At 63.9% G+C, this 14,463-nt stretch carries 13 protein-coding genes and 2 pseudogenes; 7 read left to right on the top strand and 8 right to left on the bottom strand.

Annotated features, from left to right (window positions below):
• Positions 1-31: 31 nt before the first annotated feature.
• Positions 32-226, top strand: coding sequence for a hypothetical protein (locus ACUCV3_RS13885; protein WP_048938279.1), 195 nt, complete (start codon positions 32-34; stop codon positions 224-226).
• A 114-nt stretch (positions 227-340) separates the two neighbouring features.
• Here the strand turns inward: ACUCV3_RS13885 and ahpF are convergent, their stop codons facing one another.
• The 3 genes from ahpF to betI form a co-directional block, all read right to left on the bottom strand.
• The gene (gene ahpF, locus ACUCV3_RS13880; RefSeq protein WP_048938280.1) at positions 341-1,921 is read right to left on the bottom strand and encodes an alkyl hydroperoxide reductase subunit F; all 1,581 of its coding nucleotides are present in this window, start codon (positions 1,919-1,921) and stop codon (positions 341-343) included.
• Between the two features lie 188 nt (positions 1,922-2,109).
• Positions 2,110-2,673 (bottom strand): alkyl hydroperoxide reductase subunit C, encoded by a 564-nt coding sequence (gene ahpC / locus ACUCV3_RS13875; RefSeq protein WP_004210655.1) that lies wholly within the window; start codon positions 2,671-2,673, stop codon positions 2,110-2,112.
• A 134-nt stretch (positions 2,674-2,807) separates the two neighbouring features.
• Complete coding sequence (gene betI / locus ACUCV3_RS13870; protein WP_048938281.1) at positions 2,808-3,410, bottom strand: transcriptional regulator BetI; 603 nt, start codon at positions 3,408-3,410, stop codon at positions 2,808-2,810.
• 170 nt (positions 3,411-3,580) lie between these two features.
• Between betI and ACUCV3_RS13865 the strand changes: the two genes are divergently transcribed.
• Positions 3,581-4,063: a hypothetical protein gene (locus ACUCV3_RS13865; protein WP_048938282.1), complete on the top strand. Its 483-nt coding sequence runs from the start codon at positions 3,581-3,583 to the stop codon at positions 4,061-4,063.
• A 469-nt stretch (positions 4,064-4,532) separates the two neighbouring features.
• Positions 4,533-5,208, top strand: a pseudogene (locus ACUCV3_RS13860) (IS30 family transposase); the annotation flags it as partial.
• Here ACUCV3_RS13860 and ACUCV3_RS13855 read toward each other — a convergent pair.
• The 4 genes and pseudogenes from ACUCV3_RS13855 to lptF form a co-directional block, all read right to left on the bottom strand.
• A pseudogene (locus ACUCV3_RS13855) lies at positions 5,198-5,428 on the bottom strand (transposase); the annotation flags it as partial. The pseudogenes ACUCV3_RS13860 and ACUCV3_RS13855 overlap by 11 nt on opposite strands.
• A 528-nt stretch (positions 5,429-5,956) precedes the next feature.
• The gene (locus tag ACUCV3_RS13850) at positions 5,957-6,175 is read right to left on the bottom strand and encodes a helix-turn-helix domain-containing protein (protein ID WP_080993626.1); all 219 of its coding nucleotides are present in this window, start codon (positions 6,173-6,175) and stop codon (positions 5,957-5,959) included.
• 156 nt (positions 6,176-6,331) lie between these two features.
• A complete protein-coding gene (gene lptG, locus ACUCV3_RS13845) occupies positions 6,332-7,432 on the bottom strand; it encodes an LPS export ABC transporter permease LptG (protein WP_004211023.1) in 1,101 nt (366 codons plus the stop codon).
• A 4-nt stretch (positions 7,433-7,436) separates the two neighbouring features.
• Positions 7,437-8,648, bottom strand: coding sequence for an LPS export ABC transporter permease LptF (lptF, locus tag ACUCV3_RS13840; RefSeq protein WP_004211025.1), 1,212 nt, complete (start codon positions 8,646-8,648; stop codon positions 7,437-7,439).
• Positions 8,649-8,785: 137 nt separating this feature from the next.
• On the opposite strand from lptF, the gene ACUCV3_RS13835 reads away from it, so the two are divergent.
• Together ACUCV3_RS13835 and ACUCV3_RS13830 are read left to right on the top strand one after the other, a co-directional pair.
• Complete coding sequence (locus ACUCV3_RS13835) at positions 8,786-9,280, top strand: DUF2141 domain-containing protein (RefSeq protein WP_010337967.1); 495 nt, start codon at positions 8,786-8,788, stop codon at positions 9,278-9,280.
• A 7-nt stretch (positions 9,281-9,287) separates the two neighbouring features.
• Complete coding sequence (locus tag ACUCV3_RS13830; RefSeq protein WP_010337966.1) at positions 9,288-10,253, top strand: acylglycerol kinase family protein; 966 nt, start codon at positions 9,288-9,290, stop codon at positions 10,251-10,253.
• A 248-nt stretch (positions 10,254-10,501) separates the two neighbouring features.
• Here the strand turns inward: ACUCV3_RS13830 and ACUCV3_RS13825 are convergent, their stop codons facing one another.
• A complete protein-coding gene (locus ACUCV3_RS13825; RefSeq protein WP_048938284.1) occupies positions 10,502-11,395 on the bottom strand; it encodes a diacylglycerol/lipid kinase family protein in 894 nt (297 codons plus the stop codon).
• Positions 11,396-11,464: 69 nt separating this feature from the next.
• On the opposite strand from ACUCV3_RS13825, the gene ACUCV3_RS13820 reads away from it, so the two are divergent.
• Positions 11,465-12,343: a metallophosphoesterase family protein gene (locus tag ACUCV3_RS13820; protein WP_048938285.1), complete on the top strand. Its 879-nt coding sequence runs from the start codon at positions 11,465-11,467 to the stop codon at positions 12,341-12,343.
• A gap of 166 nt (positions 12,344-12,509) precedes the next feature.
• Entirely contained in the window at positions 12,510-14,291 is a 1,782-nt protein-coding gene (locus ACUCV3_RS13815) for a diguanylate cyclase (protein ID WP_048938286.1), read from the top strand.
• Positions 14,292-14,463 lie beyond the last annotated feature (172 nt).

The following is a 14,463-nucleotide window of genomic DNA, read 5'->3' as shown; positions in this document are numbered from 1 at the left end:
CTTTGCCGCGCCGATCTGATAGGGAAGGGCGATGCGCACCACCTATGACAGCGCGACCGTCCGCCTCTATCATCTGGGCGACGACGGTGCGGCGATGACGATCCTGTACGGCCCCCTGAGCGAAGCCCTGCGCGTCGCCGAGCAGCAGCCGCAGGACGTGCAGGACGGTCTGTTCCTCGCCACCGACAATGATGTCGTCGCTTATCTCGACCTGATCGAAAGCTGAGCGGTCGCGCATTTCGGACGAGAGAATAGGAAAAAGGCCGGTCCGTCAGGGGAACGGACCGGCCTTCGCTGGCCTGAAAACCAGAAGGGGGGAACTGGTTCAGGCGGGCATTTTTCAGGCTGCCTCGGCCGCTTCCTCGGCAGTGGGCAGGCGGATCAGATAGTCGAAGGCCGACAGGGCTGCGGTTGACCCTGCCCCCATCGCGATGACGATCTGCTTGTAGGGCACGGTGGTGCAGTCGCCGGCAGCGAAGATGCCGGGCTGGCTGGTTTCGCCGCGCGCGTCGATCTCGATCTCGCCACGGGGCGAGAGGGCGATCGTGTCCTTGAGCCATTCGGTGTTCGGGACCAGGCCGATCTGGACGAAAATGCCTTCCAGCTCGACATCATGCTCGGTGCCGCTGTTGCGGTCCTTGTAGCTGAGGCCACTCACCCGCTCGCCATTGCCGTTCACCCTGGTGGTCAGGGCCGAGGTGATGATCTTGACGTTGGGCAGGCTGGCGAGCTTGCGCTGCAGCACCGCGTCGGCGCGCAGCTGGCTGTCAAACTCGATCAGGGTGACATGGGCGACGATGCCGGCCAGGTCGATCGCCGCTTCGACGCCGCTATTGCCGCCGCCGATCACCGCCACGCGCTTGCCCTTGAACAGCGGACCATCGCAGTGCGGGCAGTAAGCCACGCCCTTGTTGCGATATTCGTCTTCGCCGGGCACGCCCATCTGGCGCCAGCGGGCGCCGGTCGACAGGATGATGGTGCGGCCCTTCAGCGACGCGCCATTTTCCAGCACGACCTCATGATAGCCGCCTTCGGTCTTGGCCGGGATCAGCTTCGCCGCCTTCTGCAGGTTCATGATCTCGACGTCATAATCCTTGACGTGCGCCTCCAGCGCCGAGGCGAGCTTGGGGCCTTCGGTGCGGCTGACCGAGATGAAATTCTCGATGTCCATGGTGTCGAGCACCTGACCGCCGAAGCGTTCCGCCGCCACGCCGGTGCGAATGCCTTTGCGTGCCGAATAGATGGCCGCAGCCGCGCCAGCGGGGCCGCCGCCGACCACCAGCACCTCGAAGGGATCCTGCTTGCGAATCTTCTCCGCCGCCTTCGCCTCGGCGCCGCTGTCGATCTTGGCGACGATCTGCTCCAGCTCCATCCGGCCCTGGCCGAAGGGTTCGCCGTTGAGGAAGATGGTGGGCACGGCCATGACCTTGCGGGCGTCGACCTCATCCTTGAACAGGCCGCCGTCGATCGCGACATGGCTGATCCGGGGGTTCAAGACGCTCATCAGGTTCAGCGCCTGCACCACGTCGGGGCAGTTCTGGCACGACAGCGAGAAATAGGTTTCGAACGCATAGTCGCCGTCCAGATCCTTCACCTGCTGGATCAGATCCTGCGCGGCCTTGGACGGATGACCGCCGACCTGCAGCAGGGCGAGCACGAGCGAGGTGAATTCATGGCCCATCGGCAGGCCGGCGAAGGTGACGCCGATATCGGTGCCGACGCGGCGGATCATGAAGCTGGGCTTGCGCTTGTCCGAACCGGTGGCAAGGCTGACCTTGTCCGAAAGCTCGGCGATTTCGGTCAGCAATTCGTTCATTTCGCGCGACTTCGCGCTTTCATCCAGCGAAGCCACCAGCTCGATCGGCTGGGTGATGTTCGCCAGATAGGCTTTCAACTGCCCCTTGAGATTTGCGTCCAACATGTCTGTCTGGCTCCGTGGGAAAAAATGGCGGGCCGTCCCGATCGGGAGGACGCGACGGCCCGTCCGGGGAATTGGTGCGACCCAAAAGCCCCGTTGAAATAGAGATAAGTCTGTAGAAAGCTTTTTGAAGGTCCGCCGGGTCCCCTCAATCTGGGCGAACCCGGCGGCCTTTCAGCACCTAAAGATGCTTAGATCTTGCCGACGAGGTCGAGCGAGGGGGCGAGGGTTTCCGCGCCTTCTTCCCACTTGGCGGGGCAGACTTCGCCCGGATGGCTGGTCCAGTACTGCAGCGCCTTGATCTTGCGCAGCAGTTCGGCCGCGTTGCGACCCACGCCCTCGGGGGTGATTTCGACCAGCTGGATCACGCCTTCGGGATCGAGCACGAAGGTGCCGCGGTCGGCCAGGCCAACGCCTTCGCGCAGCACGCCGAACTGGTTCGAGATGTCGTGGTTCTGGTCACCCAGCATGTAATAGTTGATCTTGCCGATGGCCGGCGAGGTGTCGTGCCAGGCCTTGTGGCAGAAGTGGGTGTCGGTCGACACCGAGTAAACTTCCACGCCCATGCCCTGCAGGGTGGGGTAGATGTCGGCCAGGTCTTCCAGCTCGGTCGGGCAGACGAAGGTGAAGTCGGCCGGGTAGAAGAAGAAGACGGCCCACTTGCCCTTGACGTCGGCATCGGTGACGTCGACGAACTTGCCTTCCTTGAAAGCGGTTGCCTTGAAAGGCTGCAGGGGGGTGTTGATGAGAGCCATGGGCTATCCAGTTCCTTGATTAGGGTTGCTGTTGCGAAGCCTGTTTAGGGAAGCGGATGATTCGGGGGAAATTGGTTTTCTCGGACATGTTGATAGATAAAAGCGATCACACACTATCCGATTAATCGAACAGCTCATTGATCCCGCAGGGCATGACCCATGGCCCGTTCGACCAGCTGCTGCGCCTCCGCCGCGCTGAAACTGGTGGGATCCAGGCAATATTCCAGCCACAGCCCGTCGACCAGCGCGGTGAGGCCGATGGCCTTGAGCCGTACCTGCGCGGCGGAGAAGGCCGGCGCGGCGGCGGCGACCAGCCCCTCCAGCTGCGCGCGCGATGCGGCATAGATGTCGGCATGGGCGGCCGCGACATCGGCGTTGGACTTGATCAGGCTCCAGAAGGCGATCCAGGTGGCGAGCAGGTCGGCGTCCAGCACGGGCTCACGGAAATTGGCCTGGAGAAAGGCACGCAGCCGGTCCAGCGGATCATCGCCCGCGCCCATGATCGCATCGTCCATGGCCTGGGACACGCGCTGCCCGACATCGCGATAAGTGGCCAGGATCAGCGCATCGACACCCTCGAAATAATGGGTCAGCAGCCCGGACGACACGCCCGCGGCGGCGCAGATGGCGCGGACAGAGGTGCCTGCCACGCCCTTTTCCGCCAGACATTTTGCCGTTGCGTCGATCAGTGCCTGCCGCCGGACATCGGCGGACTCCCGTACGAATTTCGCTCTCACTTGCCCCCCGGCATGGGACGACCCGGCGTCCCGAACATGCTATATTGTTGCCGCTCATTGTGCGGAAATGACGGGCGCTGGCAAGCGCCGTTCGACCCGATTGCGGATCGATCCGGCCGGTTCGCCCGTTTCCCCCGCATATTGTCGTCATGACAGCAAGGAGACCATGGATGATCCGACAGCCCGCCACCACGTCCGCCCTTCGCCTGATCCTGCCCGGTCTGGGCGCGCTATTGCTGCTGGGTGGCTGCGCCAAGGGCGTGGACAATGAAGCGGTGGCGAACAATGCGAGCGTGCCGGCCCATGCCGAGGCGATCGAGGATACGGACTCTGTCGCGGCCCCGGACAATGTAGGTGCGGCGCTGCCTACCGACGAATGGGTCGGGCGCTGGACCGGGCCGGAAGGGCTGTTCCTCGACATCCAGCCCGCACCCGACGGCAAGCCGGGCCATTATGCGCTGGCCAACAAGGATAATCTCGACCGGGAGGCGACCTATAGCGGCCTGGCCGATGGCGCGACGATCCGTTTCGTGCGCGATGGCCGCGATCTCGCCATCCGGCCCGGCACGGGGGCGGAGACGGGCTTCAAATATCTCGCCGACAAGCAGGACTGCCTGATCGTGAAGCCGGGCGAGGAAGGTTATTGCCGATAAAGCGGGATCGGCAAGGGGCATGCCGACGCGACAGGGGCGAAGTTCACAGTGTCGTGTGGCATTTCGGGCTGTTTGCACTGGATACGCGCTCGCCACGCGCCCATGGCGCGCCAGTCGCGCGTCAACTGGGTCAGGACAGCGTCGGGCCGACGCGCCGGTTGGGTCATGCCGACGCGACAGGGAGGTGACACATGGGGCACCGACCGTGGCGGGCTCCGGCCGGGGCGAGAGAAGGGGGCGGTGCTGGTGCTTCGCTCAGGGTAGATCAGAGATTAGGCGAGACGGACAGGGCTTTGCTGCGCTTGCCTGACGATGTCGGGTTTTGACGGCTGACGCGCAAATGCTGGCCTCTCCATCTTCGTCATCCCGGACTTGATCCGGGATCCATTCTGCGCTCGCTCTCGGGCGTAGTGCCGAATGGATCCCCTGAGTTCACAAGCGAAGTGCAACACCGCAGACAGGTGTTGCCATGTCAGGATATTACCAGCTTACGCTTGAGGAACGGTGTTCGATTGCCCGTCTTCATGAAGACGGGCAATCGATCCGGCAAATCGCTGCAGCTCTGGATCGCTCGGCATCGACGATCTCTCGGGAACTGAAGCACAACAGCGGCCACACGATCGGCTATCGCCCCGTCCATGCGCAGGAACGGGCAGCGGCACGACGGTGGTCGGGCTCCCGGCTTGAGCGCGATCACGCGCTACGCGAAGCCGTGCTCGACCGAATGGCGGCGGGGATGATCACCCGAACAGATCGTCGGGCGCATGACACATGATGCCCGTCACGCCGTCGTCAGTCATGAGCGCATCTATCGCTTCGTCTATGCCCAGATACGGCGAACCCAGGACTTCAGCTGGCGCCTCTACCTTGCGCGCGGCAAGTCCAAACGCGGCTGGCGCCGAAAGCCGGGCGGCTCGCCGGCAAACTTCATTACTGGCAGAAAACCGCTCTGCGAGCGCCCCGGCGAGGCCGACGACCGATGCACGCCAGGCCATTGGGAAGCCGACGCCATGCTCTTTGCAACCTATGGACAAGCCATCCTAGTCGCCCATGAGCGGCAATCCTGCCTGACGCTCGTCGTCAAAATGAAAGACCGCAAGGCTACAACCACCGCCAGAACACTCCGGGCCCTGCTCGCTCCCATACACCAGCATGGCACCACCGGCTGAAACGCCGATGAACTGTCTTCCAACGGGTGTAGCGTTCCGGCAGATCGCACCAGTGTGCGCCTGAGCGTAAAATCCACAAACATCCGTTCACGAACAATCGGTTATCCGATCCCGTTCGGCCCGGATCGCCGGCCTTACCGGGCAGCAAAAGGGCTATCCTCGCCCACTGCGCCTCGGTTAGCTCATACCGCTTGATCCCCATCCATCCGCTCCGCGCCTCAACACGGAGCCACATGAATCAGACATCACGCCGTTTGTGAATCCTGAATGGCGATCCGGCCTAGAAGGCAGACGTTGCTGCAACGCTTCCTTATCGATCAATGCGCTGCCAGCGTGATAGAATTGGTGGACGCATTGCTACGGCGATTCAGACCGAGAGGTCGGATCGATGCCCTGCCGCGAGGCAATGCCCATGAGCGTTATGTCGCCAGATGGGATCATCCGACGGATCAGGTAAGGGGTGTTCTGCGCCGAACCAAGGGTAATAACGGAATGCGACTGACTGTGTACAATAAACTGGCACGGCAAGATAATAGTCAACAAATGCTGAGTGCGGTTTAGGTCGGTCAATGCCAGTGAAGGTATAGAGGCTTTGCTCGATCTTGATTTTCTGCTCAGGCGGTATCGCAAAATGGGTTGTTGAATTGCAGCAGCGCTGGCTCATAGGTCAGCTTCATAACATATCAGCGAGGGCCTGCTATTCCCCCAGCTTGAAGCGGTAATCTCATCGCCGTCGGCGCTCGGCAAGATGATGGGCACGCACTGGCTCGTAGCCGTCAGGCCGCGCCTTTGTCTTGGCGCTGTTGCGCCGCGGTTCGTGACTGATCGTGAACGCTGACCGTCCTGGGCGTGTCGCTATGCTTTTTCGAGATTTACCGGCTGCATGCAGCCGGTAAATCTCGATCCGCTCTTCAAGGCTGAAGTGGCCATGATTTTCTCCCATCGCGGCAACATTCTAACAGTTGTTGCACTTGTTCCGTGAACTCAAGGCGGCGGTAGAAGGAAGGCCGGCCGTCTCGCTATTCGTTGACGTGGCGTGCGCATGCCTGAGATGCCAGCCTTCGCTGGCATGACGGGATTTGCCAGCCCTTAACCACGCTTATTCCTCGGTTCTGAACAGCACCGTCTCGCCGAGCAGCAGGAAGAGGAGGAAGGGCGCCCAGGCGGCGAGAATGGGGGGGTAGGCGCCCAGATTGCCCATGGCGAGCGAGAAATTGTCGGCGACGAAATAGGCGAAGCCCAGCGCCATGCCCATCACCGCGCGCAGGAAGAGCTGGCCCGAGCGGGCGAGGCCGAAGGCGGCGACGGAGCCGAGGATCGGCATCAGCACGGCCGAGAGCGGCCCGGACAGCTTGTGCCACAGGCTGCCTTCCAGTTCTGCGGTCGGCCGCCCGGCATCGTGCAGGTCGCCGATCGCCGCCTGCAACTCGCTGAAGGTCAGGGCGTCGGGATCGACCTTGGCCAAGGTGAACTGGTCGGGACGGATGTCGCTGCCGAAGCGCACGGTGCCGACATTCTGGAGCGTGCCGCGGGCGACGTCGAACTGGCGCGCGCCTTCCAGCACCCAGCTCTTGCTGGCGGCGTCATAATGGCCCTTGGGCGCGGTAATGATGGTGGTGAGGCTGTTGTTGATGCGGTTGAAGATCTCGACCTTGCGCAGCTGCACGTCCTGGCCATGGCCCGCGACGATTGCCGCGGTGACGAGATTATTGCCGTCACGCACCCAGGGATTGGTCTTGATGCCGCTGTCCGCGGGCACCGGGCCGAAGTCGACCGCCTGCCAGGCGCTGAGCATCGCGGTCGAGCGGGCGACGATCCGTTCGTTGAAGGCGTAGCTGAGGACCGAGACGCCGAGTGCGGCGGCGATCAGCGGGGCGAGGATCTGCTGGGCGGAGAGGCCCGCCGCCTTCATCGCGATGATCTCGCTATTCTGGTTGAGCGTCGCCAGCATGATGAGGGTGCCGAGCAGCACCGAGAAGGGCAGGAAGCGGGCGACGATCTGGGGCGCGCGCAGGCCGACATAATGCCAGAGCTGCGCATCGCCATTGCCCGGATAGGCGAGGATGTCGCCCGAATTGCCGAGCAGGTCGAGCATCTGCAGCACGACCACCAGCATCGCTAGCACGGCAAGGGTGCGGGTCAGGAACAGCCGCACCATGTACCAGCTGACCTGGCGCGAGGGGAAGAAATCGAACTGCATGGGGTCAGGCTGCTCCTTGCGCCGGCTCGCCACGCCGCGTCACGAAGCGCAGCAGGCGGCCGATCTGCTTGCCGAGCTTGGCGAAGGCATATTCCAGCGCCGCGATCGGCTGTCCGCCGGGGCGGTGGGCGATGACATGATACATCCAGAAGATCAGCCCGGACGCCAGCAGGAACGGCCCCCATAGCGCGATGATCGGATCGATCTTGCCCAGCGAGCCGATGCTTTCGCCATATTGGTTGATCTTGTGATAGGTGACGATGAAGACGATCGAGAGGAACACGCCGAGCGCCGAGGTCGAGCGCTTGGGCGGGATCGCGAAGGCGAGCGCGGCCATCGGCAGCAGCATCATCATCACCACTTCGACCATGCGGAAATGGAAGTTGGAGCGGACCTCGTTGCGCAGCTTGGTCGGCGTGGCGGGATCACGCCCCATCGAGAAGAGTTCGGGCAGGGTCTTTTCCCGGTCGACGTCGCGGCCGCGGAAATTCTCGATCTGCGGCAGGTCGATCGGCAGATCGTGGCTGGAGAAGGAGAGGATGCGCGGTGTCTTGTATTTGGGTGCATCGTTCACCAGCACGCCGTCGCGCAGGCGGAAGATGATGGTGTCGGGATCGTCGGTGGCGAGGAAGGCGCCCTGGGCAGCCGTGACCGCGACCGACTGGCCGTCCTTGCCGACGGCGCGGACGAAGATGCCGCGCAGGTTGCGTCCTTCGTCCAGGCTGCGTTCGATCCGCAGGGTCATGCGCTTGCCCAGGCTGGTGAACTCGCCGACCTTGATCGACGCGCCCAGCGCGCCCGAGCGCAGTTCGAAGCGCAATGCCTCATAGGCGTGGCGGGACAAGGGCTGGACCCAGCCGACAATGCCGAGGTTGAGCAGGGCGAGGGCGAAGGCGAACATGTAGGGGACGCGCAGCAGCCGGCCATAGGAGAGGCCGACGGCGCGCATCACGTCGAGTTCGGACGAGGTGGCAAGCTTGCGGAAGGCGAGCAGGATGCCGAGCATCAGCCCGATCGGAATGCCGAGCGAGAGATATTCGGGCAGCATGTTGGCGAGCATGCGCCACACGACGCTGACGGGGCCGCCTTCGGCCGCGACAAAATCGAACAGGCTCAACATCTTGTCGAGCACCAGCAGCATCGCGGCGATCACCAGGGTGCCAAGCAATGGCAGCGCGATCAGGCGGGCGAGATATCGGTCGATGGCAGTCAGCATTTCTCTATGTCGTCGTCCCATCACCATGTTTTGGCCGCAAACCCCGCCCATATGCGAGTCAGCTAATAAAAGAGTCGCGGGGCGAACAGGGGCTCGCCGTCCGATCACATCGGGCGGCTATAGCTTCCAGGAGTCTGATGGTCATGTTGAAAGTTGCAATGGGTCTGATGCCGGTGGCGGTTCTGTTGGCCGCAACGCCTGCCTTGGCCCATGGTCAGGAAATCACGAACGATCTGTCCCGTTGCGCCGCGTCGGCCAAGGGGCCGGCGGTGCTGGTCGATGTGCGCGGCTTTGCCGAGGCGACCGGCCGCGTGCGCATGCAGTCCTATCACGCCACCAAGGCGAGCTGGCTGACCAAGGGCGAATGGCTGAACCGGATCGACACCGTGGTCCGCCCGTCCGAAGGCGGCATGCGATTCTGCATGCCGATCCCGGAGCCGGGCAAATATGGCATCGCCGTGCGGCACGACCGGGACGGCAATGGCAAGACGGACATTTCGCGGGATGGCGGCGGTTTTTCGAACAATCCGTCGATCAACATCTTCAATCTGGGCAAGCCGTCGGTCGACAAGGCCGCCTTCTATGCTGGACCGGGCGTGACCCGGATCACCATCAACCTCAAATATATGTAAGGTCGTCATGGTTCGCGTCGCGCTCCTGTCCAATCCCAAGTCCACGGGCAACCGGCAGACCTTGCCGCGCGTGCGCAGTTTTTGTGCCAACAACCCGGACATCTTCCATTATGAGGTCGAGCATGTCGACCAGATCGGCCGCGCGCTGCAGACGATTGCGCGGGTCGATCCGGCCGTCATCGTCATCAATGGCGGCGACGGGACGGTGCAGGCGGCGCTGACCGAACTCTATCAGGGCGAGCATTTCTGCGGTCGGGTGCCGCCGATCGCGGTGCTGCCCAATGGCAAGACCAATCTGATCGCGCTGGACTTGGGCATCCATGGCGACCCGATCAAGGCGCTGGAGCGCATTGTCGAGATCGCCAAGTCGGGGCTGGGCGACCATGTCGTGCAGCGCGAGCTGATCGCGCTGACCGACGGGCAGACGACCCGTCCGGTGCTGGGCATGTTCCTGGGCGGTGCGGGCCTGGCCGACTATATCCTCTATTGCCGGGACAAGATCTATCCGCTGGGCCTGTCTAACGGGTTCAGCCATTTCCTGACCGCGCTCGCCGTGCTGGCGTCGCTGGTGTTCGGCATTCGTGCCCGATTCCTGCCACAATCCAGCCACCCGGTCAGCATCTCGCTGATGCGCGAGGGGCAGTTGGCGGGGCGCTTCTCGGTCCTGATCGTGACCACGCTGGAGCGGCTGCTGCTGGGCGTCGATCCGGGTGACAGCCGCCGTGGCAACATGAAGCTGATGGCGGTCGACCAGAGCGTGTCGGCGCTGCTGCGCCTGGTGTGGGCCAGCGTCTTCCGCCGGATGGGCAAGCAGCAGATGCAGGGAATCCATCTGGAGCAGGGCGACACGATCCGCATCGAGGGTGCGCAGAGCAGCGTGATCCTGGACGGCGAAATCTTCCGCGCGTCGGAAGGCAAGCCGATCCTGCTGCGCTCGACCGAACCGGTGCCCTTCCTGCGCCTGGCCGCCTGAGATCGGCCGAGCGGCGGGGGCTGTTTCGGCGCCCGCTGAATGGTTGAGATGGGTGGGCACAAGACATTCCTCCCCGGCACGGGGAGGGGGACCGCTCGCGTAGCGAGTGGTGGAGGGGCACAGGCCGGATAGCGCAGCGCTAAGAGGCACCTGCCCCTCCGTCAGCGCTTCGCGCTGCCACCTCCCCGTTCCGGGGAGGAACGTCCGCTCCTGATCGTTTCACGACAATTTAGACTTGTCCTCGCCACCTAGTCGCGTGGCACCGCTACATCGACCGCGCCCGGCGCGATCTTTACCGTGACCGGGGTTTTTGCCAGAACTTCGCCGTCGATCGATATCTTCTGTGGCGGGTGGCAGGCGAGCTTGAACTGGCGGCCGTGAAATTCCTCCGTATGGGCATTGCGGTCGCGCAGCTTCACGAATTTGGCATACCAGTCCCAGGCGAGGCGCGGCTTGGAGCGGCCGACGACGGCCTGGATCACGATCTCGCCGGTATCGACGGCAGCATGGTCCGATAGCTCGACCCCGCCGTGATAGGGGCCGTTGAGGATACGCACTTCTGTCGACCACAGGCGCCGTTCCTTCACGCCATCGTCGATGGTCAGGCGGAAGGCGCGGAAGCCGACCGAGCATTTGACCGCCCAGATGAGATAGCCGATGCGGCCGAGATAGCGTTTGAGCTTGTGCGGCACGGTCTGGCCGATCATCGGCGACAGGCCCAATGAGGCGGCATTCACGAAATAGTCGCGATCGATCATGCCGAGGTCCACGCGGCGGCGCTGGCCGGTGGCGATGGCGCGGACCGCGCCATCGAGGTCGAGCGGCAGGCCCAATGTGCGGGCGAAGCTGTTGGCGGTGCCGAGCGGCAGCACGCCGAAGACGCAATCCTTGCCGACCAGTTCGTCGACCGTGCCCGACATGGAGCCATCGCCGCCGCCGACGATGACCATCGGCGCGCCGCTTTCCACCGCCTGGCGGACGGTTGCGGCCATCTGTTCGGGGTCATCGACCGCATGGGCAGCGATCAGCTCGACGCCGGCGGCTTCGAGCTTTTCCCTTGCCTGATTGAAATTGTCCTGGCCGCGTCGGCTATGGGCGTTGACGACCAGGATCGCCTGCCGGGGGAGCGTTTTCGTTTCCATGCCGCAATAACACCGTGCGGCGATTTCGGGTCCATCGGAAACGAATAGCGATGGATTCGTTGGGGAGGCATGGCCCGTATCGCCCATCTGTCCGACATTCATTTCGGCGCGCATGATCCGCGCATCGTCGACGCCGCCACCGCCTGGCTGGAGGAACGCCGGCCCGACCTGGTCGTCATCAGCGGCGACTTGACCCAGCGGGCGCGGGTGGAGCAGTTCAGGGCGGCGGCGGCCTGGCTGGGTCGCCTGCGCGCTGCGGGGCTGAAGATCCTGGTGATCCCCGGCAATCATGACGTGCCGCTGTTCGACGTGGTGCGACGCTTCGCCCGGCCGCTGGCGCGCTACAAACGCTATATCAGCCGCGACCTCTGTCCCTTTTACGAGGATGACGAGGTCGCGATACTGGGCCTCAACACCGCCCGGTCGCTGACGATCAAGGACGGGCGGATCAACCATGACCAGATGGACCGGCTGCGCGAGAGTTTCGCGCAGGTCGCGCAGGCCAAGACCCGCATCCTGGTGACCCATCATCCGCTGTTCGCCATGCCGATCGGCCGCGGTGGAGAATTGAGCGAGGCGGTGGGGCGGCATGAGGATGCGGTGCAGGCGGCGTGCGAGGCGGGGGTGCATGTTGCGCTGGCCGGGCATTTCCACCGCACCTATGCGGAGGCCGCGCAGAAGATGGTGGCGCATAGCGGCGGGGCCCTGGTCATCCAGGCGGGGACGGCGACATCGACCCGGCTGCGCAATGCCGAGCCGCAAAGCTTCAACTGGCTGCATGTCCGGCGCAGCAATGCGATTGAACTGCAGGTGATCGTCTGGGACGGCAACGCGTTTCGTCGGGCCAGCCATGTCGATTATGTGCGGGAAGGCGACGCATGGACGGGACGGGATGTTATCGATCCGCCGACGGTTGGCAGCCTGGCTGTGCTACAAGGGACAGGCTGAGGCAGGAGTCTTCGATCGGTCGCAATTCTCCCTAAAAAACAATGATTCATGTTGCATCGGCGAAGCGATTGACCAAAGGCGATGGGCTTGCGGACCCAGGGAGTGTCAGTTGGTCGGATCATTGTCCCATCGGATTGTGGTGCTGTGCGGCATATTGTGCGTGGTTATGGTGCTGCTCGCCGGGTTGTTGCTCGACGGGTCGGCGCAGATGCGCGGTAGCCTGGGCTGGGTGACTCATTCCTCGCAGGTGCTCAAGACCGCAAACCGGACGCTGGGTCATCTGCAGGAAGCGGAGTCGGGACAGCGCGGCTATGTGCTGACCCGCAATCCCGAATTTGCCGAGACCGTCGCGGCCGAGATCGCCGCCGCCAAGCATGATGCGGCCGCGCTGGTCAGGCTGACGGCCGACAATCCGCCGCAGAATGAACGGGCGCAGCAGGTGCGTGCGCTGGTGACGGAACGGGCCGCGAGCCTGGAGAAGTCGGCGGCCATGACCCGCGCGGGCGACTTTGCCGGGGCGCAGGCATCGACCGCGACCGGGCGGGGGCGCTATCTGATGCTGATGGTAGAAGCGCGGGTCGGCGATCTGCTGGCCGAGGAGCGCGCGCTGTCGGTCGATCGCATGGGCGCGGTGGAACGGCGGCTCAACTATATTCGCTGGCTGGTGCTGCTGGGCACGCCGCTGACGGTGGCGATAATCGTCATCATGGGCGTGGCGCTGATCCGCGGCATCCGCCGTCCGGTCGATGCGATGATGACGGTGATGGGCAAGCTGGGCGCGGGCGACCGCAGTGCGCGCATCGATGTCGAGATGCGGTCGAGCGAGTTCGAGCGGCTGGCCGGCGGCTATAATGAAATGGCGCGCGAACTGGAGGCTGCGGTCGCCGACCAGGTGGACAGCGAGGGGCGGCTGAAGGTCGCCAACCAGGAACTGAGCGCCAATGCGCAGGTGTTGCGCGAACGGGGCGAGGTGATCGAACTGCTGGGCGGCATGGCCCACCGGATGCAGGCGGCCCGCACCGACGAGGAACTGGCGTCGATCATCCGGGTGTTCGTGCCACGCGTGCTGCCCGATATTCCCGGCGCCCTCTATGCCCATAATAATTCCCGTAACCTGCTGGTGCCGATCGCGGCCTGGGGCGGGCTGGAGGTCGAGCAGGCGGGCTTTGCGCCCGACCAGTGCTGGGCGCTGCGGCGCGGGCAGAGCCATTATGTGACCGAGCAGGGATCGGACATCGTCTGCGCCCATGTCGGGGCCGAGGCGGACCATTATCATTGCGAGCCGCTGCTGGCCGGCGGCGAGGTGATCGGCGTGCTGTATCTGCGCGGCGTGGTGGGGGCCGAGAACCGGTTCCGCCTGACCGTGCTGACCGAGAATATCGCGTCGGCCCTGGTCAACCATCGTCTGCAGCGCGGCCTGCGCGAACAGACGATCCGTGATCCGCTGACCAGCCTGTTCAACCGCCGCTACATGGAAGAGACGCTGGCGCTGGAGATTGCGCGGGCGACGCGCACCGGTAGCCCGCTGAGCCTGGTGATGTGCGACGTCGACCATTTCAAGCGCTTCAATGACGAGTTCGGCCATGAGGCGGGCGACGCGGTGTTGCAGGCGGTCGCGACCGAAATGCGCAGCCGCTTCCGCGACGGCGATGTCGTCTGCCGCTTTGGCGGCGAGGAGTTCACCATCATCGCGCCGGGCACGTCGGCCGTGGTGCTGGCCGACCGGGTGGAGATCGTCCGCCAGGCGATCAGCGAGCTGATGGTCAACCAGGGTGGGCGCACGCTGGGGTCGACGACCATGTCCTTCGGCGTCGCCACCTGGGAAGAGAGCATGGAGCGCGACGGCTCGACACTGATCAAGGCGGCCGATGCCGCGCTCTATCGCGCCAAGCGCGAGGGGCGAAACCGGGTGGTGCTGGACGCGCGGGCGGAAGCGCTGTCAGCCTGACCAAAGTGGCCTGAAAGGGGCGGCGGAAAATAGGAAAGTCGCCGCTTAACTTCGCATATTTCCCGCACATTTCGACATTTTATGCCGATGGTTGGAAATTTCCTTGCGTCGTCCAGCTTGCCTGAGTTGAGAAAGAGCCGGGCGCGATCATGGCAGTTCGGCGCGCTGTAGG

The organism is Sphingobium sp. VMM (genome assembly GCF_056790315.1).
This window is presented reverse-complemented; position numbering and strand designations above follow the sequence as displayed.

Excerpts from the sequence above, each read along its gene's own strand:
- lptG (WP_004211023.1), bottom strand. The coding sequence starts at position 7,432 with ATGCAGTTCGATTTCTTCCCCTCGCGCCAGGTCAGCTGGTACATGGTG.
- ACUCV3_RS13865 (WP_048938282.1), top strand. The coding sequence starts at position 3,581 with ATGATCCGACAGCCCGCCACCACGTCCGCCCTTCGCCTGATCCTGCCC.
- ACUCV3_RS13830 (WP_010337966.1), top strand. The coding sequence starts at position 9,288 with ATGGTTCGCGTCGCGCTCCTGTCCAATCCCAAGTCCACGGGCAACCGG.
- ahpC (WP_004210655.1), bottom strand. The coding sequence starts at position 2,673 with ATGGCTCTCATCAACACCCCCCTGCAGCCTTTCAAGGCAACCGCTTTC.
- lptF (WP_004211025.1), bottom strand. The coding sequence starts at position 8,648 with ATGCTGACTGCCATCGACCGATATCTCGCCCGCCTGATCGCGCTGCCA.
- ACUCV3_RS13820 (WP_048938285.1), top strand. The coding sequence starts at position 11,465 with ATGGCCCGTATCGCCCATCTGTCCGACATTCATTTCGGCGCGCATGAT.
- ACUCV3_RS13850 (WP_080993626.1), bottom strand. The coding sequence starts at position 6,175 with ATGGGAGAAAATCATGGCCACTTCAGCCTTGAAGAGCGGATCGAGATT.
- ACUCV3_RS13885 (WP_048938279.1), top strand. The coding sequence starts at position 32 with ATGCGCACCACCTATGACAGCGCGACCGTCCGCCTCTATCATCTGGGC.
- ACUCV3_RS13815 (WP_048938286.1), top strand. The coding sequence starts at position 12,510 with ATGGTGCTGCTCGCCGGGTTGTTGCTCGACGGGTCGGCGCAGATGCGC.
- ahpF (WP_048938280.1), bottom strand. The coding sequence starts at position 1,921 with ATGTTGGACGCAAATCTCAAGGGGCAGTTGAAAGCCTATCTGGCGAAC.
- ACUCV3_RS13835 (WP_010337967.1), top strand. The coding sequence starts at position 8,786 with ATGGTCATGTTGAAAGTTGCAATGGGTCTGATGCCGGTGGCGGTTCTG.
- ACUCV3_RS13825 (WP_048938284.1), bottom strand. The coding sequence starts at position 11,395 with ATGGAAACGAAAACGCTCCCCCGGCAGGCGATCCTGGTCGTCAACGCC.